Genomic DNA, 25,758 nt, shown 5'->3' with positions numbered 1-25,758 from the left:
TCCTGCTAGGTGGTCGTTCCACGTTCGGTATCTCGTCCCGCACACGTTCTCGTACCGCCAGTTTCCCACCGCAACAGCATGGATAGGAAACCCACGGTAACACTTGCGGTTAAATCGGCGGCGCGCTTTGGGGCCTCACGGTGCTCGCCCCCATGGGGTTCGCCCTCATGGCGTCGTCCCTCACAGCGCCCGCCGCGCGAGCCGCGCCGCGTCGACCCCACGCAGCTCGCAATACTCGCGCAGCCGCCCGCGCACGAGCACGTCAGTGCGCCGCATCGCCTCGACGTCACCCGCGCCGATGAGGCCGAGCAGCTCGCGCAGCTTGGTCTGCCAATCGAGGATGACGGCGGACAGCGCCTCCTCCCCGCCCCGCTGGACCACGTCGAGGAACGTTCCGGCGACGCCAACCGCGCTCGCGCCCAGGGCCAGCGCCTTCGCTACGTCCAGAGGGTTGCGGACCCCGCCCGAGGCGAGAAGCGTGGGCACGAATCCGCGGTCGGGACCGTCGGCGCCGCCCGGCCCGCCGAAGATCTCCGCGGCCGAGCCGTGGCCGTCGGCGTGTGCCTCGAGCAGGCACGCCGGTGCCGACTGCCCGTATCCGGTGAGGAACGAGTAGTCCCCTGCCTGACGCCGGGCGTTCTCGATCGCGAGGAAGTCCGTCCCGCCACGGCCGCCCACATCGGCGATCTGCACGCCCACATCGGCGAGCCGCGAGAGCGCCCGCCGCGTGAGTCCGAAGCCGACCTCCTTGACCACCACGGGGACGCCGGCGTGTGCGACGATGTCCTCGACGTCGCGGAGCCACGAGGAGAAATCGCGCGAGCCCTCGGGCATCACGGTCTCCTGCACGGCATTGACGTGCAACTGCAGCCCGTCGGCGGCGATCAGCTCGACGGCGCGGGCGGCGTCGTCCGCCGAGCGCCCGGCGCCGACGTTCGCGAAGAGGAAGCCGTCCGGGTTCTCCTCCCGCAGGACTGCGAAGCCCTTTGCGGCCTCGGCGTCCTCGAGGGCGATGGACATCGAGCCGCACGCCATGGGCACGCCGGTCTCCCGGGCCACGCGGGCGAGCTGGGCGTTGATCTCGGTGGTCTGCTTCGTCCCGCCGGTCATGCCGTTGATGAAGAACGGGGAGCTCCACCGCCACTCGCCGAGGCTCGCGGTGAGGTCGACCTCGTCCGAGTCGACGCCGCCGAGCGCGTCGTGGACGAACTCGAGGTCGTCGAACTCGTTGCGGCGGGCCGCGGAAGCGCCCGCGCCGGTCCACTGCTCGGCGGCGAGTCGCAGGTGGTCGTCCTTGCGCGTGCGGCGCGGCTCGGGGCCGTCGGCCGGGCGCTGCTCGGGGGTCGTCGTGCTCATCGGCCTGGCGCCTCCATTCCGTCGTGTTGCCGGGTGTGCGGTGTGTCGGGGTTCTCGGGCGGCGCGGGTCGCGCTTCGCTCCCTGCTTCGTGACTCGCTCCGCGTCCGTCTTCGTGCACCGATTCGGGGGCCGCGGCGATGTCGAGCGGCAGGATTCCCGCCTCGGACCACGCGGCGAGCAGCGGTCCGGGATCCGCGTCCTCGGGGAGCAGGGCGATGCCGCAGTCCCCGCCGCCGGCACCGGCGAGCTTCGCCGCGCCGCCGTAGCCCTCGGCCGCCTCGCAGAGCGCACGCAGGGCGGGGGTTTCGAGCTCGGTGTCCGCGGCCTCGCCGAGCCGCACGAGCTGCCCGCGGATCTCGCGGATCGCCGCGGACACGGCTGCCGGGTCGGAGGACCAGGCGGCGACGAGGCGCGCGACGGCCGCGGCGTTCGCCTCGCGGAAGCGTACGTATTCCGCGGCCGCCGCACTGTCGGGACGGCGCACGCGCGAGACCAGCGAATTCGTCGAGGCCGGCGCGCCCGTCCAGCCGACGAGGAGGCGCAGACCCGCCGGGGCGCCGAGCTGCCGCACCACGCAGCCGCCCCAATCTCCGGAGCGCACCGTCCACGCGGATCCGTGCTCGGCCACCTGCCGGCTCAGCGCGGCGCGGTCCGGGGAGACGTACCGGACCCAGCCGCCGTAGGTCGATGTCGCGATGTCGCCGCCCGAGGCGTTCGGGGACACGGCGATCGTGGCGAGGAGGGCCGAGCGAAAGAGCTCCTGCGCCGTCAGGACGAGGCCGAATGCGCGGGTGGCCGTGTCGACGGTCGCGACGGTCACGGCCCCCGAGGAGCCGAGGCCGAACTTGCGGCCGTCTTCTTCGTCGAGCGCCGAATCGATGCGGAGGTCGAGGCCGACGGCGGCGGTGTCGATGCCGGCGTCCCTGGCCAGTTCCTCGGCGACGGCGAGGGCGCTCATCACGTAATCGCGGCGCCCGTCGTCGGGCACGAGCCGGGGGCCGGCGCCGGAGCCCGGGCTCTCACCGGCGGCGGGGTCGAGGTGCCAGCGGCGCGGCTCCGGGCCGAACGCGGCGGAGGCGACGGACCCTGTGCCGGGAGCAGAGGCGGAAGGTTCCGCGGCGGAAAGTTCGGCGAAGTTGGATTCCGCAGCGGAGGCGATAGCACCGACCGTGACGAAGCGGTCGACCGCGACGAGGACCGCGGCGTGCCCAGGCTCCACGACCGCGTGCTCGCCGGCGATGTAGAGCTTGCCGGGGGCGACGGCGACGACAGAGCCGCCGCGGCTACCGCCACCGCCGCCCGTGCCCGTCACCTCGTTGCGTGTGCTCATGCCCGCCGGATCACTCCCCGCGGCGGTCGGCGTCGGCGCGCGCGGAATCGAGAACCGCGAGCGCCTCGGCATCGGGGATCGGGTGGGCGCCGCGGCCGGGGCCGACGACGCGGACGGGGCCGAGAGCACCGAGTTCGGCGGCAACGGCATCGGCGTCCTCGGGCCGCACGAGCACCGCGACGTTGGGGCCGGCATCGGCGGTCGCGTACGCCGGCGTGCCCTCGCGGCGGAGGCGCGCGACGGCGTCGAAGATCTCGACGGAGCGCGGCAAGAGGTAGCGGATCGGCGGATCGCACGACTGGATCACGGCGTGCATGCGCAGCGCGTGGGTCTCGGCGATCGCGCCGACCTCCTCGAAGTCACCGGCCGCGCACGCGTCGACCATGCGCCCCAGCGTCTCCTCGGTGCACTCGATCCAGCCGGCGTAGAACGGCGAGGTCGCGGCGGTGCGGCGCATGGCCTCGCGGCTCGAGACCTCTTTCTTCTCTCCGTTGACGGTGACGATCACGAGCCGCATCGCGGGCGCATCGATGGGTTCGGAGAAGGATTCGGCGTCCGTGTCGCCCGCGTGCCAGATGGCCATCCCGTCGACCACCGAGCGCGCGGCCGAGCCCGAGCCGCGGCGGGCGAGGCGGGACAGCGCGGCGGTATCGAGGTCGAGGCCGTAGGCACCGGTAGCGGCGACCGCGAGGGCCGAGAACCCGGAGGCAGAGGAGGCGAGTCCGGCCGCCGTGGGAGCCTCGTTGAACGTGCGGACGTGGGCGCGGGTCTCGCTGCCGGCGAGCTCGCGGATGAGATCGAGGAAGCGGACCACGCGGGCCGCAGCGTCGCCTTCGGCGATTGCCCCGTTGAGCTCGACGGTGTCGGCATCCGCTTCCACGTCGAGCTCGACGCGGGTGGTCGTGGCGAAGGTGTCGAAGGTCATCGAAATGCTGCCGGCGGCCGGGAGCATCATCGCCTCGTCGCGCTTACCCCAGTACTTGACCAGCGCCATGTTCGGGAACGAGCGTGCCGTGCCCACGCCGGCGGGGAGGGTCTGCGCCGGGTCGCCCGGGGCGGACGCGCCCGGAACGGGATCGCTCATTGCGGGATCACTCATTGCGGTTCCACCTTCGTGTGCCAGGTATCGGCGGCGCCCGCCGCTGCGAGCCGCTCGCGCAGCGCCTCCGCCGACTCCGCCGAATGGGTGAGGGAGATGATGCAGCCGCCGAGACCGCTGCCGGTGAGCTTCGCCCCGAGCGCGCCGCCCGCGAGCGCCTCGGCGACCAGCGAGTCGAGCTCCGGGGTGCTCACCTGCAGGCCGCGGAGTATCTCGTGCGCCGCGGACATCCGCGCGCCGAGCGAGGCGGCGTCGTGCGCACCGAAATCGGCGATGGCGCCCTCAACGAGTTTCGCGAGCCCGCCGATCGCTTCCTCGACGCGCCCGCGCTCCGCGTCGTACTGCTCTCTAATAGAACTGACGGCGTGGGCCGTGCTGCCGGAGGCGCCGGTATCGGCGATAACGAAGTGGAACTCGCCGGCCACCTCGACCGGGCAGAACGCGCCCTTCTCGAAGCGGATCGGAGTATCGGACACCACTGTGCGGGCATCGAGCCCGCTGGGCTTGCCGTGGGCAACGACCTCGGCCGCCTGGACCACGGCATTGAGCTCCTCCCCCACGAGCTCGCGCCCGGCCATGTCCCCGATGGCGCGGGCGATGGCCGCGCCGACAGCTGCGCTCGAGCCGAGTCCGCGGGCGAACGGGACCGAGCTCTCCACGCGCATTGAAACACCGGTCCCCGCGAGGCCGACTTCCTCGAGCGCGGCGTTGATCGCCGCGAGAACCGGGCCGACCACGGGCTCGAGGTGGCCGTTTGCGCCGGTGTAGAGCTCGCTCTCGATGTGCACGCCCTCGCTACGAGGCACGGCCCATGCGCGCGTGACGAGGGATTCGACCGGGATCGCGATCGCGGGGGCGCCGTAGACCACGGAGTGCTCGCCGATGAGGATCGCTTTGGAGTGCGCGCTGCCGAATCCCTCGCGACCCGCGGGACTCGGGCGGCCGGCGGACGCAGCCGAGGGAGCGGAGCCGAGGGGAACGTCGTTCATTCCACGCCCTCTCCCGCTGTCGACTCGCCGCGCCCAGACACATCGCTCTCGGACCGCGGACACATTCGGTTCATTATGACACGCGAAATCTCCTGGCTCCGACCTAGCGCCGGGAGCCGGTTCGGAGCGATCCCCGCGTCGATCAGTGCGCGCCGGAACCGCCGCCCCGCGCTCCGGTAAAATCGCCGCCAGACGGCCGCGCGCGGGAACACCGGAAACCCAGGGGAGTCCGGGGAACTCTTCCGAGCCCGCAGACGTTGGCAACGCAAAGACCACCGTGTGCGCAGTGTGAGAGGACTTGATGTCGGCAACAATCTGGCTGATAACGATTGCGGTGATCGTCGCGCTCCTCGCCTTCGATTACTTCTTCCATGTGCGCAAGGCGCATATCCCGACCATCAAGGAGGCGGCAGTCTGGTCCGCCCTCTACGTCGGCTTCGCGCTCTTGTTCGGCGTGGTGTTGCTGGTCTTCGGCGGGCAGCAGATGGGCGTCGAGTACTTTGCCGGCTATCTCACGGAGAAGGCGCTCAGCGTCGATAACCTCTTCGTCTTCCTCATCCTCATCGCGAGCTTCAAGGTCCCGCGCGCCGACCAGCAGAAGGTCCTGCTCTTCGGCATCGTGTTCTCGCTCATCGCGCGCACGGCGTTCATCTTCATCGGCGCCGCCGCGCTCGAGCGCTTCGCCGCGCTGTTCTACATCTTCGGCATCTTCCTCATCTTCACCGCCGGCAAGCTCGTCACGGACGACAGCGAGGAGGACGGCGATAATATCGCCGTCCGCACGGCGAAGAAGGTCATCCCGTCGACCGATCACTTCGACGGCGACAAGATGTTCACGCACATCGACGGCAAGCGGGTCATGACCCCGATGCTGCTCGTCATGGTCGCGATCGGCGGCACGGACATCATGTTCGCTTTCGATTCGATCCCCGCGATCTTCGGTATCACGCAGGACACCTACATCGTGTTCACCGCCGTCACCTTCTCGCTGCTCGGCCTGCGCCAGCTGTACTTCCTCCTCGACGGCCTGCTCGACCGGCTGGTGTTCCTCAACATCGGCCTGGCGATCATCCTCGGGTTCATCGGCATCAAGCTCATCCTCCACGCGCTGCACGAGAACAACATCCCGTTCATCAACGACGGCGAGCCGGTCCACGTGTGGGAGGTGCCCACGGAGCTCTCGCTCGCGGTGATCGTCGTGGTCATCGTGCTCGTCGTGATCACCTCGCTGTACACGCCGGTGGGCAAGCGGATGACCCGCCAGAACAGCGTGCTCAAGCACGCCAAGGAGGTGCTCCACGACGAGGACGACCAGGAGGCCGCCGAGAAGCACCACGCGCTGATGAACTCCGCGTACAAGGAGCTGCACGAGGGCGAGGAGACCCCGCAGATCCGCGAATACCTCGACCATGTGGCGTACCGGATGGAGCACGGGGTCAACCCCTCGAAGGAGAAGGCCGCCGAGATCCGCGCGAACAACGCGGACGACTAAAGCCCTGGCCTGCCCGGGCGCCCGCGCCCTACTCACCCCAAAAACTCCGCTCCAGCCTCGCGGCCCGCTCCGCCCCCGTATCTAGGGGCGCGCGGGCCGTTCTCGTGTGCCGGCGCGCGTTTCCCGCGCTGGCTCCGCCGGCGTTGCCGCTGTCCGTGTTGCTTTTGGCCCCGCCGGCACCGACTGTGTCGTCCGCGGCGCCCAACACCTCGTCGACCCGCCGCACCACGAGCGCCGCCTCCCGCCGCGCGTACCCGTACGGCAGCGCGACCACCCGCCAGCCGGGCACACGCGGCGCCTCGCCCTCGACGATCGCCGTCCGCGCGTGAGCCGAGGCGAGAAGCGGCCGCCAGCACATGGCCTTCGAGCCAGTTTGTGTGCCCACTTTGGCATTGGCGTCTGCTCGGGCCCCGGAACCCGCCTGCGCCCCGTCGCCCACCCGCGGTTCGGCACCGCTCCCCCGCACGGGCACCACGAGCCCGGGCCGAAAATCCTCGTGTCCCGCAGCGAAGAGCTGCGCCCGCAGCCAGGAACAGTCCCGCGATGGACTCACCGGCTCCGACGACACCGCGGCAAGCACCCGCTCGATCGCGCGCGGCCCCGCCCACGGCGAGGGCCGCCTCCGGGCGCTCTCGGCGAGCAACGCCGCGGTCCCCGGCTGCGCGCGCTCGAGCCCGTCGAGCGCGACCACGGCCTCGACGAACGAGAGCCGACGGCACAGCTCCGCTGCCGTCGCCTCCGGATCTGCCACCTGCACGCCGTCGACCTCCCGAATGTGCCTCTCGGGCGGAACGAGCCGCGAAAACTCGCGACCGGGGAGCGAGTGCCGAGACATGGGGCATGCGACCTGCGGTAGCGTCCCCGCCGGAATCCACGGGTGCCGCCACACCTGTGCCGCGGACCACCCCACGAGCACGGCCCCCGGGTATTGCAGCGCCAGCGCGCGGCTCCGCACTGCGAGCCCCGGCCGCACGTCGCGCCGCACGTAGACGCCCCGCCACAGCGTCCGGTAGTGCTCGCGGATCTGGACCCTCGACAGATGACGGCGGAGGTCCTGTCCCAGCACCGGCCCCCGCGGCAGTTCGTTTCCCATGGGGAGATCTTCGCCCGCCGGCACCGCGGCGTGGGGGCGCTACTTCTCCCCTACGGCGTCAGGGGAACGAGCCGGAGAGGCCGCGCGTTCGGCCTCAGCTGTTGTAGAGGCGCTCCCAGTTCGCGCGCCCGGTGAGCTCCGGGATCGCCGAGCGCCACTGCTCGGCGACGCCCTCGTACTCGGAGCGGAAGCGGCGCATGAGTCCCTCGAGCTCGCGCAACAGCGAGATCGCCTTACTCCGGTCGAATTCGCGGTGCCGGATCCCGGTCTGCGAGGCGTCGGTCACGTACGCGTCGCGGAACAGCGAGACGTGCCACCACACCGCGTCCTCGAAAGGGATGGCCACGGGTCCCGGGCGGACGCGCCCGGCGATGGCGTTGGCCACGCGCTTGGCGAGGACCTTGTCGAGCGCGCCGGTGTCTGGCGTGCCCTCGCGGCGGGCCACCGAGATCCCCGCGGGCAGGATGCTCGCGGGCTGCTTCTTGGTCTCGGGGAAACCGTCGCGCTCGGCGCGGATCGCGGCCAGCGCGGCCCGGCCGCCGTCGCGGAGCGTGTCCGGTCCGGCGAGGAAGGACTCGACGCCGCGCAAGTATGTGGTGGCGAGCCCGTAGTTCATCCCCACGATCGCGCGCATCGTGATCCGGCGGATCCGGGCCATCGCCTGCGCGCGGCTGATCCCGTTGCGGATCGTCGCCGTGATCAGCGAATTGCGTTGGTAGAAGAACTGCCCGAAGTCGTCGGCGTCCTTCCAGTAGAAGTCCGCGTGCCACACGGCCGCACCCTGCAGCGTCGCCGTGGGGTACCCGGACTGGCGGGCGCGGATGCCGTACTCGATGTCGTCCCACTGGAAGAAGTAGGGCATCGGCAGTCCGACGGCCTCGACGACCTCGCTCGGCACGAGGCAGGACCACCATGCGTTGTAGTCCGCGTCGATGCGCCGCTCCTGGATGTTCTCGACCACGGACTGGTCGCGGAGCGCGTATTCGTCGGCGTCGAGGCCCGCGGAGAGCTGCGAGAGATCGGCGCGCTCGGCGGAGACGAGGAGATAGTCGGGGTTAAAGAGGTAGAGCATCTGCGCGCCCACGAGGGTCGGCGCGCTCGTGAGAGCCGCGAACGCGAAGAGGCGCAGGACGCTCTCGGGCTCCACCCGGACGTCGTCGTCCATGAGTAGGGTGTCCACCGCTCCGCCGGCGAGCGCGTCCGGCCGTGTGGCCTCGAAGAGCCCGCGGGAGAATCCACCGGCGCCGCCGAGATTCGGCTGCCGGATGTAGCGGAGCTTCCCGCCGAGCACCTCGGCCGCGGCCGCGTAGTCCTCGCGGGTCTCCACGAGATCGTTGCCCTGATCGGTGAGGTACACCGTGCCGATCCGTTCGACTACCTCCGGATCCGAGGCGAGCGCGGCGACGGTCGCGGCGCAGTCGTCGGCGCGGTTGAAGGTGCAGATGGCGATCGCCGTATCGCGCACGGGGCGAGAGGTGGACACGCTCCAGCGCACACTCGAGATCCGCGCGTCGGCGGTCACGGCCCGAATGTCGAGCCAGACCGCTCCGCCGTCATGAAAAGAGTTGATGGGCACGGAGAGCGAGGCGGCGCCCGCTCCGGTGTGCCGCGCGGAAGCGACGGTGCGCACGTGCGAGCCAATGTCGGAGGCGCGCGCGAAGATGTCGACCTCGCCGTCGGTCTCGACCTCGAGCTCGACGCGGACCTCGGAGACCTCGGTCCAGCGCTGCCAGTAGCTCGCCTCGAAGCGGCCGAAGTAGGTGTTCGTGTCGACGCGCGCGCCGGCGGCGAGCCAGACGTCCTCGCGCGTGCGGCGCACGATCCCGGCGAGGTCGCGGGCGTAGAGCTGGTCGTTGACCCACGAATGCGTGCCGGCGAAGAACGTCCGCTGGACGAGGAGTTCACGCTCGGCATCCTGCTGCGCGGTCCCCTGCGCGTTCTGCTGCGCCGGCTGCTGCGCCGAGGTTGTCACGTGTCTACCGCCTTGGTGCCGTTGGTTCGTCTCGATCGTGCATGGGCAGGTTACCCCGGCAGTTCGCGCTACTCCCGGAAGATGATCGCGCGCTGCACGACGAAGTTGGTGACCGTCGCGACGCCCTGGCCGAGGACGAAGCCGATGGTCGTGGCCCAGAACTTCGACACGTCGTGGTCGAGAAGCAGCGCCGTGACCCCGGTGGCGATGCCCCACTGGACGAGGAACATCACGGCATAGACCGCCATGGTCGTGACGAACTTCCGCCACGAAGGCTCCGAGCGGAAGGTGTAGCGGCGGTTGAGCGCGTACGCCGTGAGCGTGCCGAAAACGAAGGAGATCGCCTTGGCGACCGGGTACGGCAACCCGAACAGCGCCATGAGTAATTGGTAGATCCCGTAGTCCACCACGGCCGAAACGCCGCCGACGAGGATGAACCGGACGGCCTGCTCCATGATCCCCATGCGCCCGGGCAGATCCGCGGAATCGACCACACCCTCCGGGGGAATGGCCGTCTCGCGGACTCCGTCGTAATGCTCGTCTGCGCTCTTCACATCGAAATACAGTGCCACATCCGGCCCTATCGGCAGGAAACGCGCGCGGACGACGCACCCGGTTCACATTAGTTGAGGAAATCATCGTGTTTACCTCGTTTGCGCAGTTATCACGCTCTACCATCTGCTGTTATGAGCACTCTCGTGACCCGCCGGCCCCGCGCCGGCGCCGCGTCGGAGCGCCTCGGGGCACGTGGAATCGGCGGCGGAGCGGCGCTGGTCCACCGACATCCCGGCGCGCGTGCGGCACGGGAGCCCGGCTCGCACGCGGCTCGCGTGCTCGGAGTGTTCCTCGCCGCACTCCTCTTGCTCTCCACGTATATGACGGCGAACGCCGCCGCTGCGGAGCCCGCCACGACCGCAGGCGGCGGAGCGAGCGCACCGGCCGGCGCGGACGGGACGGGTCCCGGTGCCGCGGCGGGCGACGTCATGGGCGATGGAGCGGGAGGGGCGGTCGAACCCGACGGCCGTGGGAGCGCGACCGACGCGGGCTCGGTCGAGGCGGCGGATCGCGCGGCCGAGGACGGAGTGCCCCCGGCACTGGGCTCGGCGGACTCCTCCGGATCGCTCGAGCCCGCGGCTCCGGAGGAGCGCACCCCCGATCGCTACCTGCCGGATTCGCCGGCGGACCCCTGGTACGCGAACCCGCCGACGATCGACCCGGCCACTCCCCCGGGGACGATCCTCGCGTCGCGGCCGATCCGGCCCATGCCCCTCCGGTTCTTCGGAGTCGCATCCGCGTGGCAGGTGCTCGTCCGAAGCACGGACTCGCACGGTGCCCGGCAGGCGATCGTCGCGACGATACTCACGCCGAAGAAGGAGTGGACGGGGCCGGGATCACGACCGCTCGTCTCGAGCAACTACCCCATCGACTCGCTCGGACTGGACTGCTCGCCGAGCTACACGATCACCCACGAGTTCGAGCTTCCCGACGTCCCCACGCCCCTCGACCAGCGCTTCCTCGACGCGGGAATGGCGGTGGTGATCCCGGACCACGAGGGCCCGAAGGCCGCGTACGCCGCGGGCCGCCAGGCCGGCAACGCGGTGCTCGACTCGATCCGCGCGGCGCGCGCCTTCGTCCCGCCGGGCGAGACCGCCGCGCCCCTCGCTGACTCGAAAATTGCACAGGTCGGCTACTCCGGCGGCGCGATCGCCGCGGGCTGGGCCGCGCAGATCCAACCGACCTACGCCCCAGAGCTCGGCGAAGATTTCGTCGGCTCCTCGATCGGCGGCGTCCCCGCAGACCTCGGCGTACTCCTCACCTCGATGGACGGATACCTCGGCTCGGCGGGGTTGTTCCGCGCCGCCGTGCTCGGCCTCGCCCGCGAGTACCCCGAGATCTACTCGTTGCTCAATCCCGCCGGCGACGTCTTCGCCCACGGGGTCCGCAATGCGTGCGAAAAGGAGCTCACCGCACAGGGGATCGCGCCGATGAAGATCTCGGACCTCACCGACACGGAGAACGTGCTCGCCGACGAGCGGGTACGCCGGGTGATCTCCGAGAACTCGATGGGCCCCGATCCCTCGCGGCCTTCAGAGATCCCGGCGCACCCCGTACAGATCTGGCAGGGCGACGAATCGGAGCCGCTCGTTCCGGGCAGTTCGGGCGGGATCAACGACTTCTGGATCCCCACTTGGGCCGCGAAACGCCTCGGCGACCGGTGGTGCGACAAGGGCGTGCCCGTGGAATACACCCCGGTCCCCGGCGAACACATCATCGCCGGCAAGTCGGGCATCGAGCCCGCTTTCGACTGGATCGACGCGCGGCTCCGCGGCGAGCCACCGGGGGCGACATGCCGCGACATGTCCGGAGGGACCCCCGCCCGGCCGAGCGCGTAAAATCCGGTAGCGATGACTACGAACACCTCCTCCGCTTCGTCCGCCGAGCCCGGTAGCACCTCCGGCGAGTCCGCCGGCAACGGCGCACTGCTGGGTGAACTCCGCCGCCTCACGGGTTGGGGCCGTACGGCCCCCGCGCTCAGCGATGTACTGACCCCGCGCAGCACCGAGGAGATCCAGGCCGTCGTATCGACGGTGGCGGACGCCGTCACGAACAAGTCCGGTGCCGGAGCGCACAGCCACGCTCCGCGCGGCATCCTCGCCCGCGGGCTCGGCCGCTCGTACGGCGACAGCGCGCAGAACTCCGGCGGCGTCGTGGTCGACCTCAGCAGGTTCAACAAGATCCACCTCATCGATGCCGAGAACGCCATGGTGGTCGTCGACGCCGGCGTCAACCTCGACCAGCTGATGCGCGCGGCGCTGCCCGCCGGACTGTGGGTGCCGGTGCTCCCGGGCACGCGGCAGGTGACGGTCGGCGGCGCGATCGGCCACGACATTCACGGCAAGAACCACCACTCGGCGGGGTCGTTCGGCAATCACGTGACCCGTATGGAGCTGCTCGTGGCCTCGGGCGAGGTGCTCACGCTCGAGCCCGGCGGCACGAAGGACGATCCGGACGGCTCGATCTTCTGGGCCACGGTCGGCGGCAATGGGCTCACGGGCATCGTGCTCAAGGCGTGGATCGCCATGACCCGCACCGAGACCGCGTTCTTCCTCGCCGACGACGACCAGACGTCGAGCCTCGACGAGACCATCGCGCTGCACACCGACGGTTCGGAGTCGAAGTACACATACTCCTCGGCGTGGTTCGACACGATCTCCGCGCCGCCGAAGCTCGGCCGCGCCGCGATCTCGCGCGGCAGCCTCGCCACGCTCGCCGAGCTCGAGGAGTACGCGCCGAAGCTCGCGAAGGATCCGCTGGCGATGAACGCGAAGCCGCTCATCACGTTCCCCGACGTGTTCCCCAACGGCCTGGCGAACAAGTACACCTTCGGCCCGATCGGCGAGGTCTACTACCGCATGGGCGGGACCAGCAGGAACAAGATCAAGACGTTGCCGCAGTTCTATCACATGCTCGACCTGTTCTCGGAGTGGAACAGGGCGTACGGATCCAACGGTTTCTTGCAGTACCAGTTCATCGTCCCGCCCGGCGAGGTCGACGGATTCAAGGACATCCTCCGAGACATCCAGGCCTCCGGGCACTACTCGTTCCTCAACGTGTTCAAGCTGTTCGGGCCCGGCAACAAGGCACCGCTGTCCTTCCCCATGGAGGGCTGGAACGTGTGCGTGGACTTCCCGATCAACTCGCGCCTCAACGAGTTCGTGAGCTACCTCGACCGCCGCGTGATGTCCATGGGCGGCCGCCTCTACACCGCGAAGGACTCGCGCGTTTCGGCCGCGACCTTCCGCGAGATGTACCCGGAGACCGAGGACTGGATCTCCGTGCGCCGCCGCGTCGACCCGAACGGCGTGTTCATGTCCGATATGGGCCGTCGCCTCGAGCTGGTCTAGTTCGGCCGGTTTTCCAGCCCGCAGGTTCCGCCTCGCTCGACCTGCACGTACCGCACGTTCCGTACTGAACCGCACAGCACGCCCCGAACAGCACGCCCCGAACCGCACGCCCCAACGAAAGGCCCCACGTGATCAACGCCGTCGGCAATCCCCAGACCCTCCTCCTCCTCGGCGGTACCTCCGAGATCGGCCTCGCCATCTGCGAGGAGTTCCTCCAGAAGGGACCGGCGAAGGTCGTGCTCGCCGCGCTGCCGGGCGACCCGCTGCGCGAGGACGCCGTCGCCCAGATGAAGGCGGCGGGGGCGAGCGATGTCGCTCTCGTCGACTTCGACGCCATGGACTTTTCGAGCCACTCCGCCGTCATCGATAAGTGTTTCGAGGAGGGAGTGGGCGGCGATATCGACGTCGCGATCGTGGCGTTCGGCATGCTCGGGGACGCCGAGGAGCTTTGGCAGAATCAGAAGCTGGCTGTGACGGCGGCGGAGCTCAATTACACGGGCGCCGTCTCGGTCGGCGTGCTCCTGGGCCAGAAGATGAAGGCGCAGGGGTTCGGCCAGATCGTCGTGATGTCGTCGGCCGCCGGAGAGCGTGTCCGCCGGTCCAATTTCGTCTACGGCTCCACCAAGGCCGGCCTCGATGGCTTCTACCTGAAGCTCGGGGTCGCGCTCAAGGAGTTCGGGCCGAAGGTGCTCGTGGTCCGGCCGGGGCAGGTCCGCACCCGCATGTCCGCCGGTGTCGACGAGGCGCCGTTGACGGTGAACAAGGAGGACGTCGCCCGGCTCGTCGTCTCGGCCGTGGACAAGGGCAAGACCCTGATCTGGGCGCCGCCGGCGTTCCAGCTGGTGATGCTGGCGCTGCGCTCCATCCCGCGCCCGATCTTCGACAAGCTCCCGATCTAAGGGGTTCCGGCGGAATCCACGCGCGAGAGTGTCGATCCACGAGCAGCGTCCGCTCGTGGATCGCCATTTTCATAGGCGGAAATCCTGCCAGTCCCGCAAGCCGGGATCCGCCCGGACGATTCGGCCGCAGCACAGCCGGAACTTCCGCATGCCGAGAGCACTCCTAGCACCGTGGTGCCCTACCCATACCCGCCTCTGCCACCCGCGCCGCCGCAGCCTCCCCTCCTCGGATCGCTACTGCGGTTTGTCGTGCTAGTCGTCTCGTGGTGGCTCGGCAACTACACGATCTGGTCATCGATCTGGGCGGTGCAGGGCCGTTTCGACATAGGAGACTTTGACGTCAATACGCCGTTGGCGCCCCTGATCTGGCCGAGCTGCCCGGCAAGCTTCTTCGCCCCGCCCGCCGCTGCCCTCGCGGTCTTGCCCTATCGGCTGGTCTGCCGTCTGCGGCGAACAAAGCCACGGCGGGTTCTTCCTTACTCTGCGATTCCGTGGCCGGCCGGGCCTATCACCCTCGCCGTTCCCATCTGGTTGTACGGGTGGGTATACGGCATGACCGCCGTTTTCGCTTTCGCCGATATCGGTGAGCCGATCTTCGGAGGCTGGGACCTGATAATCATCCCGGTCACCGGAACGTTCTGGGGATCCCTTATCGCAATTTCGACCGCGTTTCTCGGCATTCCGGTGACAGTGGTCGTCACCTTCGGTATCTCGTGGACAGTGCGGCTCGTGCTCCACAGACCTGCTGTACCGGCGGGCCGCGCCCCAACAAATGGCACCTGGGGCGATAGATTCGAGGGGTGAATTCCCGCAAGCCCGCACCGACGCCCGCGCCCGGCAACGCCCCGGCACCAGCACGCCGCTTCCTCGCCCCCGCGGCGCTGGCCGTGGCCTCCGTGATCATCGCGGGAGTCGGATCGCTCGCCGTCGTCGCGATCTTCGCGAAGGTCGACTTCCCGGCCTTCACCACGTCGAACGTGCTGCGAGCCATCACGGTCATCGCGCAGGTCGTCGCGCTCGCCCTGGTGGTGGCGGGCGCCTGGATCGCGAGGCGAGGCGAGACCGGGCACGGCATCGGAAAGCTCGGACCTGCGCCGTCAACAAGAGTGGGGAAGCTCCTCCTCCCGGCGGCCAACGCCCTCCTCGTGGCGGTGACCCTCGCGATCCCGCTGTCGGCCTCGAAGCTGTACCTCATGGGCGCGAGCGTCGACCAGGAGTTCCGCTCGCAGTTCCTCGAGCGCTCCACCACGAGCCTCGGCGTCCCGGACATGGCCTACGCGGACCTGCCGTCCTTCTACCCCTCGGGCTGGTTCTGGCTCGGCGGGCGCTTCGCGAACGCGCTGGGCATGGACGGCTGGGAGGCCTTCAAACCCTGGGCAATCGTCTCCCTGGCTATGACGGCGGCCCTCGCGACAGTCCTGTGGACTCGGCTGCTGCGCACGGATGTCGGGGCGGCGGCGGCCACCGCGACCACCCTGGTGATGCTCGCCCACGGCGCGCATGAGCCCTACGGCGCCGTGGTGGCGCTCCTCGCGCCGCCGGTCCTGCTGCTCGCCTGGCACGCGCTCGCCCCGACCGGCGCCGATCCGCGGCGCGCAGGGAAGATCGCGCTCGCCGCGACGCTCGCGTTCCTCGGGATTTCGGCGTGCTTCTACACCCTGTACACGGGCTGGGCTGCGCTCACGGTGGTGCTCATGGCGCTCGTCGCGGCGGCGGTCGCGAAGTGGGGGCGCGGCGCGGACGGCGGTACAGCCTTCCGCTTCGGCCCCGGCCTCCCCATCGCCCGCCTCCTCGTGATCGGGATCGGCGCGTGCATCGTGGCGCTGCTCGCGTGGGCGCCGTACCTGATCAAGACGCTCACGGGAACGCTGTCGGCCTCGGGCCTGGCGAATCACTACCTGCCGCCCGAGGGCGCGCAGTTCCCGCTGCCCATGTTCGACGCCGATCCTGGCGGCCTCCTCTGCCTCGCCGGGCTCGTGTGGCTGGCGCTGCGGGCGACGAGCTCGCGGCGCGCGCAGGCGCTGGGGATCGGCGTGCTCGGCGCGTACGCGTGGGTCGGGCTGTCCCTGCTCGGCGCGCTCGCCGGCACCACGCTGCTCGGCTTCCGCATGGACCTCGTGATCTCGCTGCTCCTCTCCGCCGCCGGCGTCTTCGGCGCGTTCGAGCTCGCCGCCGCGCTGCGCCGGGTCCGGCTGCCGGAACGCGCCGCCGGCAAGGCGGATTCTGCGGACGCTGCCAGCGCCGCGGGCACCTCGAACACCACCAACTACCCGGCCCTCCGCCCCGTCGCCGCGCTCGCGGCCGTCGCGGCGCTCGGCGCCGTCGCCTACGCCCAGCACATCCCCACGGTGCTCGACGAGCAGATCACGCACGCCTACGAGGACACGGACGGCAACGGCGAGCGCGCCGACCGCCACGCCCCCGACGACGCCCGCTACTACCCCGAGATCACCTCGACCATCGAGAATCGGCTCCACCGGGCGCCCGAGGACACGGTCGTCGCCTCCGGCGCTCCGGCGTTCTTCTCGTTCCACCCGTTCCTCGCGTACCAGGCGATCACGTCGCACTACGCGAACCCGCTCGGCGACTATGCCGCGCGGGCCGCCGTCATAGAGTCGTGGGCGGAGGCGAGCGATGGCGCGGACCTCTACTCGAAGATCACGGCGCCGCAGTGGCGCGCGCCGGACGCGATCGTCGCCGAGCGCCTCACGGAGAAGGAGGCTAAGAAGGCGAACGCGGCCGACCCCGAGAACGCAGAAGCGCACGCCGGGGACTACACGATCCGGCTCGCCAAGGACCTCTACCCCAGCGACCCCAACGTCGAGTTCTACGACGTCCGCATCCCCGCCGAAGTCGTCGAGGGTGCACACTTCGACACGAAGGACGTCGGCCCGTTTACCGTGATATTCGTCCAGCCGTGACGCCCCGGCGCCACCCCGACCCCCGCGCCCAGGGCAGCGAAGTGAGATAGATTTTCCAGATGAAGAAGTCCGAGACCTCCTCCCCCACACCGGAGGACGGCGAGCAGGGGAAGGTGGCGAAAGCGACCGGGCCGGCAGGAGCAACCGATTCGGCCGGTACAGCCGACTCGCACCCATCCTCCCGCTGGCACAATGCCCGCGTCCTCGCCGCGGTGCTCGGATTCCTCGGCGCCGCGCTCTCCCTGCTCTCCGGGGTCCTCCCGGTGCACCAGGACAACGCTGACATCGACTGGACTCCCGGCGGCGAGTTTCACTCGGTCTCCGCGCCCCTCGTCTCGGGCCGCCCCATCGCCCTCGACATCGCGATCCCCTGCGCCGCCGCCGCGGACGCCCCCGAGGACACGGTCCTCCTCTCGACGCTGCCCAAGGGCTCCGAGGGCCGCTCGAGCGACGGCCTCATGGTCGTGCGCGGGCGCAACGCGCAGGGTGAGTCGAGCCTCGAGATCATCAACCGCAATCTCACTCTCCTCTCGGTGCCGGTCTCCGCGCTGCGCTCGGGCGATTGCGAGGCCGTCACGGTCACCGCGACCCCCGATTCGGTCACCGCAAAGGCCGGCGACGCGACCTACTCCACCGGCGAAAACGAGGGCCAGCCCATCGCCGGCTCCTTCTCCGGCGAGATGCGGCCGCAGGTCGTCGGGCTGTTCACCGACCTCACCCCCTCCACCGCGCCGGACGGCCTGGAGCGGATGACGGCGCACGTCGGCGTCGACGCGCGGTACTCCTCCTCCCCAACCCTGTTCAAGTCGTTGGCGCTGGTCCTCGCGGTCGCCGCGACGATCGGATCGCTGTATTACCTCCGCCAATTGGATCGCAAGGACGGCCGCCACCACGTGCGGATCATGCCGGCCAGACGCCGCGGGATCACGCCGCTCGACGGCATCGTTGCCGGGGTGCTCGTCGTGTGGCACCTCGTCGGCGCGAACACCTCGGACGACGGCTACCTGCTCACCATGGCGAGAAGCGCCGGGCCAAGCGGATACATGGCGAACTACTTCCGCTGGCTCGGCTCACCCGAGTCCCCGGTGGGTTGGTACTACGAGATCCTCAAGCTCATGACCCACGTCTCCACCGCTAGCGTGTGGATGCGGCTTCCCACCCTCCTGTGCGGCCTCGCCACGTGGTGGGTGCTCACCCGCGAGGTCCTGCCGAGACTCGGCCGACTCGCACGCCGCTGGCCGCTCCCCGAGTGGGCGGGTGCCGCGGTCTTCCTCGCGTTCTGGATGGCGTTCAACAACGGGCTGCGGCCGGAGCCGGTGCTCGCGCTCGGCGCTTTGGTGACGTGGATCCTCGTCGAGCGGGCCATCGCGACCAGGAGGCTGCTGCCCGCCTACCTCGCCGTCGTGGTGGCGGCATTCTCCATCGGCACCGGGCCGACCGGCGTCATCTGCATCGCCATCCTCCTGTCGGGCACGCGCTCGATCGTCGACACGATGCGCCGGCGCGCGAACACCTTCGGCTGGGCTCCGGTTCTCGGACCGCTGCTCGCCGCCGGACTCATCCTGCTGGTCACCGTGTTCGCCGATCAGACCCTGTCGTCCGTCGTCACCGCCTCCCGGATCCGGACAGAGCTCGGCCCGTCCCTTCCCTGGTACGGGGAGAAGGAGCGGTGGGTTTCGCTGCTGTCGGTGGGCGAGGACGGCGGCGTCTCGCGGCGCGCACCCGTGTTGTTCATGCTGCTGTCGGTGGGGATCGTCGGCGTGGCGATGCTGCGCCGCGGGCGGATCCCCGGTCTCGCCGCGGGGCCGGCGCGGCGCATCGTGCTCGTGATCCTCGGCTCGCTTCTCCTCCTCGTGTTCACCCCCACGAAGTGGACGCACCATTTCGGCATCTTCGCCGGCATCGGCGGCGCGGTCGCGGTGGTCGCCGTACTCGCCCTGCGCCCGGCGGTGCTCGGTTCGGCGCGCAATGCGTGGCTCGTCGGCGCGGCGATCTCGGCGACCACCGCGCTCGCCACCGCCACCGACAACGTGTGGTGGTACGTCTCGAACTACGGCATGCCCTTCGCCGATTCCTTCCCCGAGGTCTTCGGTATCCAGATCAACTACATCGCCTTCCTCGCGACCTTCGTGTGCCTTGGCGGCGCGCTGCTCACGCACGTGGGAATCGTGCCTCCGCGGGAGACGTGGCCGAAGCTCCACGGCGGTGCCGCCGCGCTCGCCGCCCGGGTGCGGGTGCCGCGCATCGTCCATGCCATCGCCGATTATTTCGGCCTCGCGCCCGTGCGCGACGAGGAGAAGGATTCCGACTCTGACGACTCCGACGGCTCCGCCACCGATTCGGATACGGCACGCACCGCCCCTGACGGCGAACGCCGGAGTCTCTCCGGCCCCTCCCGCACGCCGGGTAGGCGCAATCGCCTCGGGCTCACCGCTTCGGTGTTCACGGCCGTGGCGCTCGTCCTCGTCGCCGCGAACCTGTCCTCGGCCCTCGTGGCCGTGTTCGAGCGCTCCCCCGCATACACCGTGGGCCGCTCCAACGCCCGCACCCTCGTGGGCAAGCCGTGTTCGCTCGCCGATGCCGTGCTGGTCGAGGAGAACTCGAACGACGGGCTGCTCAAGCCCGTGGGCACGTCGATGGCGAACTCGCTCGGCGCCGGGGAGCGCACGGGGTTCACGCCCAACGGTGTGCCCGAGTCCATCCCGGTCGACACCACCGAGGAGGACTCGCAGACCACCACCGCAGGCGGCGCGACCGTGGACGCCTCGGGGGGCGCCTCCGTCGACGCCGGCACCACGGGCGGCCAGGGCGAGGAGACGCTCAACGGTTCCACTGTCGCCCTGCCGTTCGGCCTCGACCCGGACCAGACCCCCGTGCTCGGCTCCTACCGCCGCGGCCCCCAGACGCAGGCCGCGCTGCAGTCGAGCTGGTACGAGCTGCCCGAACGCAGCTCGAAGAGCCCGCTCCTTGTGGTCGCCGCGGCGGGTTGGGTCTCCGGCTCGGACCTCAAGGTCGAGTACGGCAAGGCCGGCCACGTGGGCCCCTCGGGGCCGTCGGACTACGAGGTCACGGGCTCGTTGCCGCTCATCGACGTCGGGCCGGCGCCGACGTGGCGGAACTTCCGCATCCCGCTGGACTCGATCCCCACCGACGCCGACGTGGTCCGCATCGTCGCACGTGACAACAATCTCGCGCCCGATTGGTGGATGGCGGTGACCCCGCCGCGGAACCCGCAGCTCAGCACCCTCGACGAGGTCGTCGGCCGCACCGATCCCGTGCTCGCCGACTGGGTCGTGGCACTGGCCTTCCCGTGCCAGCGGCCGTTTGTGCACGACGACGGCGTCGCGGAGATCCCGAAGTACAGGATCCTCCCCGATCGTCAGTACTCGCAGATGACCAACTGGTGGATGTCCGAGTCCGCCGGCGGACCGCTGCTGTGGCTCGACCAGCTCACCAAGCCCGTGACCGTCCCGACCTATCTCAATTCCGACTGGGGCAAGGACTGGGGTTCGCTGCAGCGCCTCGACCCGCTGGACCCCGATGCCACGCCGGCACCGATCGAGCGCAGCTCGACGACGCGCCTCGGCACGTGGTCCCCCGGCGCGATGGTGAGCTAGCGGGGGCGGCTCACGCGCCGATCGCGCCCGCGATGGTCTGGTTCCAGCTCTCCTCCATCGAGTGCCCGAACAGCGGGAACGAATGCGAGCCCTGCGGCATGTAGTAGCGGTTCACGTCGACACCCGCCGCCCGCGCGTTGTTCGCGTACATCTCGGTGCACGCGTTGACCATGCCCTCGACGGCTGCCGGCCCGCCCCACAGACCGAGGCCGTCGTTCGGCAGGTTCTCCGGCTCGTCGACGGGTCCGGGCACGCCCGAGCCCGAGGAGACGAACACCTTGATGTCCCCCATCCGGCCAGGATTCCAGTTCGGGTCGTGGTCCGGCCATGACGGCGACCAGGGCGCTCCCCAGGCGTTGAAGGGATTCCCGCCGCCCGTCGTCATGACCACTCCGGCTCCCGCCAGGCCGACCGGGCCCGAACGTACCGGGCAGCCGGAGTAGGAGGCGGCGGCGCGGTAGCGCTCGGGCGCGTGCATCGCGATGTCGAGCGCCGCCCCGCCGGTAGAGGAGAGTCCGCCGATCGCGTCGCGGCCCGTGCCATGGAACATTCCGTCGATGAGCCCGGGCAGCTCGGTGGACATGTACGTGTTCCACTTGTTGATCCCGAGGACGGGGTCCGGGTGGTCCCAGTCGGTCCACGCAGAGTTCGGGCCGCCGATGGGCATGACGACGTTGACGTTCTTCCCGCGGAAGAACTCGCGCACGTTCGTGTTCTTGTCCCAGCCGAAGTCCGAGGGGATCATGCTGCCTTTGACGCCGGGCAGCAGGTAGAAGGTGGGGCGCTGCTGATTGCCGCCGGGCGAGAGCACGTCGTTGGCCACTATGGCGTGGTTCGCGGGGGACCACACGTGCACGCGAGTCATCCCGCCGCCGAGATCCTCGGAGTCGACGATATGCGGCTGGTCCCCGAGCCAGGGATGGTTCGGCTGCGGGACCGGTCCGACGATCTCGGACTGGGCGGAGGCCTCCGGAGCGGACACGAGCGGCGCGGCGGCAAGGCCGGCCACGGAGAGCAGGGTCGCGGCGGCGACCGCCGCGGTCCGGGTGGTGAGCCTCGACATTGGAGCGCCTCGTTCCTCTGAGTGTTGACCGGGTTCACACAACTTCTATCATCGCTGCTTCATGGGGACAACGGTTCGCAGAGCCCACCTTTGCCCAGGGAGTCCACGCCAACGCGCGTGAGCCAGGGACGTGTCCCCTAAAATGACCTTTCGTGCAGAACCCTCTCCCTGAGTCCTCACCCGAGCGTTCTTCCCAGAATCACGGGAATCCCGACCGGCCGAGCGAAAGCTCGAACGGCGGCGGCGTAGCGACCGAGAAGGACGGTCGCGGACGCGGCACGCCTTCGGAGAACGCGCGCCTCCGCCGTCAGACGCGCGGGTCCCGCATGGCTTCCATCGTCGCCTCGGTCGCCGGGCTGCTCGCCTTCCTGTGCTTCCTCGCCACGCCGTTCATGCCGGTCCAGCAGACCGAGTCATCGATCAGCTGGCCGCAGAACGGGCAGGTCAACTCGGTTATCGCGCCGCAGATGAGCTACACGCCGCAGTCGCTCGACATCGCGGTGCCGTGTACCGCGATCGAGCAGCTCCCCGCCGACGGCGGGATCCTCGTGTCCACGACGCCCGCCCAGGGCGAGGACACGGCGCTGCGCGGGCTGTTCGTCCGCGCCACCAAGGACAACGTCGAGGTGACCTCCCGCGGCCGTGTCATCGTCGCGGTGGATCGCGCCGCCGCCTCTGCCGGGGACTGCTCGGAGATCCGCGTCCACGTCGGCGCCAACGTGATCGACGCCGCGTTCGTCGGCATGGAGAGCTCGCCGAACGGTGCCAGGGTGATCGAGGACGCATTCGGTCTGCGCCCCTCGCTCGTGGGCATCTACACGGACCTCCCGCAGGGCGCGGCCCCCGCGGGGCTCTCGGCGCACGCGGAGCTCGACTCGCGCTTCACGTCCTCGCCGTCGGTGCTCAAGTGGATCGTCATGGTCCTCGGCATCGTCTCCACCATCGTCGCGCTCGTCGCACTGCACCGCCTCGACGCGCTCGACGGCCGCCGCTCGCGCCGATGGGCGCCCTCGCGCATGCTGCGCCTCTCGCCGGTGGACGGCGTGGTCGCGGCGATCCTGCTGATCTGGCACGTGATCGGCGCGAACACCTCCGACGACGGCTACATCCTGTCGATGGCGCGTGTCGCCTCCGACTCGTACTACATGGCGAACTATTACCGCTGGTACGGCGTCCCCGAGTCGCCATTCGGCTCGCCGTACTACGACCTCCTCGGGCTCATCTCGCACGTGTCGACGAACTCGATGTGGATGCGCCTGCCCGAGCTCATCGCCGGGCTTCTCTGCTGGCTATTGCTGTCCAAGGAGGTCATCCCCCGCCTCGGGCGCGCGGCGCGCACGACTCCGGTCGTCGCGTGGACGGCTGCGGCGGTGTTCCTCGCCTTCTGGACCGCGTTCAACAACGGGCTGCGCCCCGAACCGATCATCGCCTTCGGCGCCCTGCTCACGTGGTGCTCGATCGAGCGAGCGATCGCCACGCGGCGCCTGCTGCCTGCGGCGATCGCGTGCATCATCGCCGCGTTCTCGCTGGCCACCGGGCCCACCGGACTCATGGCCGTCGCCGCACTCCTCGCCGGCGCGCGCCCCATCCTCGGTGCCGTGATCGGCCGGTCGCGCGCCTCCGGCGGGGGGCTCCGCAGCATCGTCCCGCTCGTCGCGCCGATCCTGGCCGCCGGCACCACGGTGCTCGTCGTCGTCTTCGGCGACCAGAGCATCGCCGCGGTTCGCGAGGCGATCCGCGTGCGCGGCGAGATCGGCCCGAACCTCGCCTGGTACCAGGAGTTCGTCCGCTATTACTACCTGCTGATCCAGACGGTCGACGGCTCGCTGTCGCGCCGCCTGCCGATGCTGCTCACGCTCCTCTGCCTCGCCGTCGTCATCGGCATCGTGCTCAAGCGCGGCGGCATCCCGGGCGCCGCGAAGGGCCCGACCATGCGGCTCGTCATCGTGGTCGTGGGAACCATGTTCTTCATGATGTTCTCGCCGACCAAGTGGACCCACCACTTCGGCGTCTACGCCGGCATCGGCGCGGCGATCGCCGGGCTTGCGGCGCTCGCGATCTACAGGATCGCGCTCAACTCGTCCCGCACGAGGACGCTGTTCCTCGCCGTCACCCTCCTCGTGCTCGCTCTCGCGGCATCGGGCATCAACGGCTGGTGGTACGTGTCGAGCTTCGGCATCCCGTGGTGGGACCGCCCGCCGTCATTCCGCGGGATCAACGCCTCAACCGTGCTCCTCGCGCTCGCGGTGCTCGTCTTCATACTCGCCGCATTCCAGCACCTGCGCGCCGACTACACGTCCGAGAACTCGCCGCGAACGTGGCGCGGGCAGACGCGCATGCGGGCCTTTGCGGCGGCGCCCGTCGCCGTCATCGCCGCTCTTCTCGTGGTGTTCAACGTCGCCTCCCTCGCCAAGGGCGCCTACTCGCAGTACCCCGCATACTCCGTGGGCCTCGGCAACGCGCGCTCGCTCGCGGGGAACGGGTGCATGCTGGCGAACGACGTGCTGGTCGAGCCCGATGCCGGCAAGGGCACGCTCGCGCCCGTGGACTCCTCGAAGTCCGCGTCCGAGACCCTCGAGGGCACGGACTCCTTCGGCTTCGACCCCAACGGCGTAGCCAGGGACCTCACCGCCGATTCCATTACCGGCGACGTGGGCACGGCCGGGTCCACCGAGGACCCCAAGGACGGTCCGCAGGAGCACTCGGGCCAGTCCGCGGGGACCGCGGGCGGCGCGGGCGACAAGGGCGTGAACGGCTCCTCGGTGGCTCTGCCCTTCGGCCTCGATCCGCAGACCACTCCGGTGCTCGGCTCGTACAAGTCCGGGGCGCAATCCGAGTCGTTTCTCGACTCCGGCTGGTACTCACTGCCCGAAGACGATCCCTCGCCGCTCCTCGTGGTCTCGGCCGCGGGCCGGGTCGCGCACTACGACGTCGTCGGCGCCTTCACGTACGGCCAGGACATGGCGTTTCAATTCGGCCACGTCGAGGCCGACGGCTCCGTGTCCCCCGTGGGCGGCAAGGTCCTCCCCCAGGACATCGGCCCGAACCCGTCGTGGCGGAACCTCCGCGTGCCGCGCTCGCTCTTCCCGGAGGGCGCGAACGCGGTGAAGATCACGATCCGCGACGGCGACCTCGACCCGGAGCAGTGGCTCGCCGTGACCCCGCCTCGTCTCGCGCAGCTCGAGTCGCTGCAGGACTACGTGGGTTCCGATGATCCCGTGCTCCTCGACTGGGCCGTCGGGCTGCAGTTCCCGTGTCAGCGTCCGTTCGGGCACCACGCCGGCGTCGCCGAGGTGCCGAAGTTCCGCATCCTCCCGGACCGTCCGCTCGCCGTGACCGCTACGTCCACGTGGGAGGACTACAAGGCCGGCGGCCTCCTCGGACTCACCAACATGAGCCTCGAGGCCGAGTCCGTGCCGAGCTACCTCCGCGACAATTGGAACCGCGACTGGGGTTCCCTCGAGCGGTTCACCCCGTACGGCACGTACTCCGGCGAGCCCGTGGAGGCGCAGGTCGACACTAAGGTCGAGAGTCGCTCGGGCATGTGGGAGCCGGACGCGAAGATCTTCGTGACCAACCCGGAGTAGGCGTTCGGGTCGTTTTACCGGCTGCGGCCACCACGGCGCCCCGCCAGCTACGGCTGGCGGGGCGTTGGCCACTTCGAACCGCCGGTCCGGCGGCGACTCCACCGGCCACAGCAGGCGGGCGCCCGGTCCAGTGGCCGCCCCGCGGTCCCCACTGGCCCGCCGGCCGCGGTTGGTGGGGCTGGCGGGGCGCCGGTCTCACAGTGCGGGACTGGCAGGATTTCCGCCCACGAAAGTGTCGATCCACGAGCGGACGCAGCACGTGGATTGACACCTTCTCTCGTGGATTCGGCTTACTCGGCTTATTCGGCACGCCCGCCGGGCGTCCTAGGAAACACGATGACGCCCCCGCTCCCCGGTAAACCCGGGAAGCGGGGGCGTCACAGAATCCCTGACTCGCGCCGGCGCGAACCCGCGCGGCGAGGAGGGAACGCGGC

The 25,758-nt window shown here is 70.1% G+C and carries 16 protein-coding genes; 8 read left to right on the top strand and 8 right to left on the bottom strand.

Going from position 1 to position 25,758, the window contains the following annotated elements; all coding sequences use genetic code 11:
* Positions 1-180: 180 nt before the first annotated feature.
* The 4 genes from V7E05_RS00820 to mvk are packed head-to-tail and all read right to left on the bottom strand — an operon-like array spanning position 181 to position 4,775.
* On the bottom strand, positions 181-1,356 hold the full coding sequence (locus tag V7E05_RS00820; protein WP_333617785.1) for an isopentenyl-diphosphate delta-isomerase: 1,176 nt from the start codon (positions 1,354-1,356) through the stop codon (positions 181-183).
* On the bottom strand, positions 1,353-2,687 hold the full coding sequence (locus V7E05_RS00815; RefSeq protein WP_333617784.1) for a phosphomevalonate kinase: 1,335 nt from the start codon (positions 2,685-2,687) through the stop codon (positions 1,353-1,355). The genes V7E05_RS00820 and V7E05_RS00815 overlap by 4 nt, the downstream gene beginning before the upstream one ends.
* A gap of 10 nt (positions 2,688-2,697) precedes the next feature.
* A complete protein-coding gene (gene mvaD / locus V7E05_RS00810) occupies positions 2,698-3,786 on the bottom strand; it encodes a diphosphomevalonate decarboxylase (RefSeq protein WP_333617783.1) in 1,089 nt (362 codons plus the stop codon).
* Complete coding sequence (gene mvk, locus V7E05_RS00805) at positions 3,783-4,775, bottom strand: mevalonate kinase (protein WP_333617782.1); 993 nt, start codon at positions 4,773-4,775, stop codon at positions 3,783-3,785. Before mvk ends, mvaD begins: the two co-directional genes overlap by 4 nt.
* Positions 4,776-5,076: 301 nt before the next feature.
* Here mvk and V7E05_RS00800 point away from each other — a divergent pair, with 301 nt between their 5' ends.
* Positions 5,077-6,267: a TerC family protein gene (locus V7E05_RS00800; RefSeq protein WP_333617781.1), complete on the top strand. Its 1,191-nt coding sequence runs from the start codon at positions 5,077-5,079 to the stop codon at positions 6,265-6,267.
* 28 nt (positions 6,268-6,295) lie between these two features.
* Here the strand turns inward: V7E05_RS00800 and V7E05_RS00795 are convergent, their stop codons facing one another.
* The 3 genes from V7E05_RS00795 to V7E05_RS00785 form a co-directional block, all read right to left on the bottom strand.
* Positions 6,296-7,360: a hypothetical protein gene (locus tag V7E05_RS00795; RefSeq protein WP_333617780.1), complete on the bottom strand. Its 1,065-nt coding sequence runs from the start codon at positions 7,358-7,360 to the stop codon at positions 6,296-6,298.
* Between the two features lie 94 nt (positions 7,361-7,454).
* Entirely contained in the window at positions 7,455-9,332 is a 1,878-nt protein-coding gene (locus V7E05_RS00790) for a glycosyltransferase (protein ID WP_333617779.1), read from the bottom strand.
* A 68-nt stretch (positions 9,333-9,400) separates the two neighbouring features.
* Positions 9,401-9,904 (bottom strand): GtrA family protein, encoded by a 504-nt coding sequence (locus tag V7E05_RS00785; protein ID WP_333617778.1) that lies wholly within the window; start codon positions 9,902-9,904, stop codon positions 9,401-9,403.
* Positions 9,905-10,018: 114 nt separating this feature from the next.
* On the opposite strand from V7E05_RS00785, the gene V7E05_RS00780 reads away from it, so the two are divergent.
* The 6 genes from V7E05_RS00780 (at position 10,019) to V7E05_RS00755 (ending at position 20,674) form a co-directional block, all read left to right on the top strand.
* Entirely contained in the window at positions 10,019-11,725 is a 1,707-nt protein-coding gene (locus tag V7E05_RS00780; RefSeq protein WP_333617777.1) for a lipase family protein, read from the top strand.
* Positions 11,726-11,737: 12 nt separating this feature from the next.
* Positions 11,738-13,237, top strand: coding sequence for an FAD-binding oxidoreductase (locus V7E05_RS00775; RefSeq protein WP_333617776.1), 1,500 nt, complete (start codon positions 11,738-11,740; stop codon positions 13,235-13,237).
* Positions 13,238-13,365: 128 nt separating this feature from the next.
* A complete protein-coding gene (locus tag V7E05_RS00770; protein ID WP_333617775.1) occupies positions 13,366-14,136 on the top strand; it encodes a decaprenylphospho-beta-D-erythro-pentofuranosid-2-ulose 2-reductase in 771 nt (256 codons plus the stop codon).
* A 249-nt stretch (positions 14,137-14,385) separates the two neighbouring features.
* A complete protein-coding gene (locus V7E05_RS00765; protein ID WP_333617774.1) occupies positions 14,386-14,940 on the top strand; it encodes a hypothetical protein in 555 nt (184 codons plus the stop codon).
* A complete protein-coding gene (locus tag V7E05_RS00760) occupies positions 14,937-17,057 on the top strand; it encodes an arabinofuranosyltransferase (protein ID WP_333617773.1) in 2,121 nt (706 codons plus the stop codon). The genes V7E05_RS00765 and V7E05_RS00760 overlap by 4 nt, the downstream gene beginning before the upstream one ends.
* Positions 17,058-17,116: 59 nt before the next feature.
* A complete protein-coding gene (locus tag V7E05_RS00755; protein ID WP_333617772.1) occupies positions 17,117-20,674 on the top strand; it encodes an arabinosyltransferase domain-containing protein in 3,558 nt (1,185 codons plus the stop codon).
* Between the two features lie 10 nt (positions 20,675-20,684).
* On the opposite strand, the gene V7E05_RS00750 is transcribed toward V7E05_RS00755, so the two are convergent.
* Entirely contained in the window at positions 20,685-21,737 is a 1,053-nt protein-coding gene (locus V7E05_RS00750) for an alpha/beta hydrolase (protein ID WP_333617771.1), read from the bottom strand.
* 326 nt (positions 21,738-22,063) lie between these two features.
* On the opposite strand from V7E05_RS00750, the gene V7E05_RS00745 reads away from it, so the two are divergent.
* Complete coding sequence (locus V7E05_RS00745; protein ID WP_333617770.1) at positions 22,064-25,324, top strand: arabinosyltransferase domain-containing protein; 3,261 nt, start codon at positions 22,064-22,066, stop codon at positions 25,322-25,324.
* The last annotated feature ends 434 nt before the right edge of the window (positions 25,325-25,758 follow it).

The sequence above is a fragment of the Dietzia sp. genome (assembly GCF_036741115.1).
Lineage (GTDB): Bacteria > Actinomycetota > Actinomycetes > Mycobacteriales > Mycobacteriaceae > Dietzia.
Note: the sequence above shows the minus strand (reverse complement) of the source record. Positions and strands in the feature narration are given on the sequence as shown.

Excerpts from the sequence above, each read along its gene's own strand:
- V7E05_RS00755 (WP_333617772.1), top strand. The coding sequence starts at position 17,117 with ATGAAGAAGTCCGAGACCTCCTCCCCCACACCGGAGGACGGCGAGCAG.
- V7E05_RS00780 (WP_333617777.1), top strand. The coding sequence starts at position 10,019 with ATGAGCACTCTCGTGACCCGCCGGCCCCGCGCCGGCGCCGCGTCGGAG.
- V7E05_RS00775 (WP_333617776.1), top strand. The coding sequence starts at position 11,738 with ATGACTACGAACACCTCCTCCGCTTCGTCCGCCGAGCCCGGTAGCACC.
- V7E05_RS00820 (WP_333617785.1), bottom strand. The coding sequence starts at position 1,356 with ATGAGCACGACGACCCCCGAGCAGCGCCCGGCCGACGGCCCCGAGCCG.
- mvk (WP_333617782.1), bottom strand. The coding sequence starts at position 4,775 with ATGAACGACGTTCCCCTCGGCTCCGCTCCCTCGGCTGCGTCCGCCGGC.
- V7E05_RS00815 (WP_333617784.1), bottom strand. The coding sequence starts at position 2,687 with ATGAGCACACGCAACGAGGTGACGGGCACGGGCGGCGGTGGCGGTAGC.
- V7E05_RS00750 (WP_333617771.1), bottom strand. The coding sequence starts at position 21,737 with ATGTCGAGGCTCACCACCCGGACCGCGGCGGTCGCCGCCGCGACCCTG.
- V7E05_RS00800 (WP_333617781.1), top strand. The coding sequence starts at position 5,077 with ATGTCGGCAACAATCTGGCTGATAACGATTGCGGTGATCGTCGCGCTC.
- V7E05_RS00795 (WP_333617780.1), bottom strand. The coding sequence starts at position 7,360 with ATGGGAAACGAACTGCCGCGGGGGCCGGTGCTGGGACAGGACCTCCGC.
- mvaD (WP_333617783.1), bottom strand. The coding sequence starts at position 3,786 with ATGAGTGATCCCGCAATGAGCGATCCCGTTCCGGGCGCGTCCGCCCCG.
- V7E05_RS00745 (WP_333617770.1), top strand. The coding sequence starts at position 22,064 with ATGGCTTCCATCGTCGCCTCGGTCGCCGGGCTGCTCGCCTTCCTGTGC.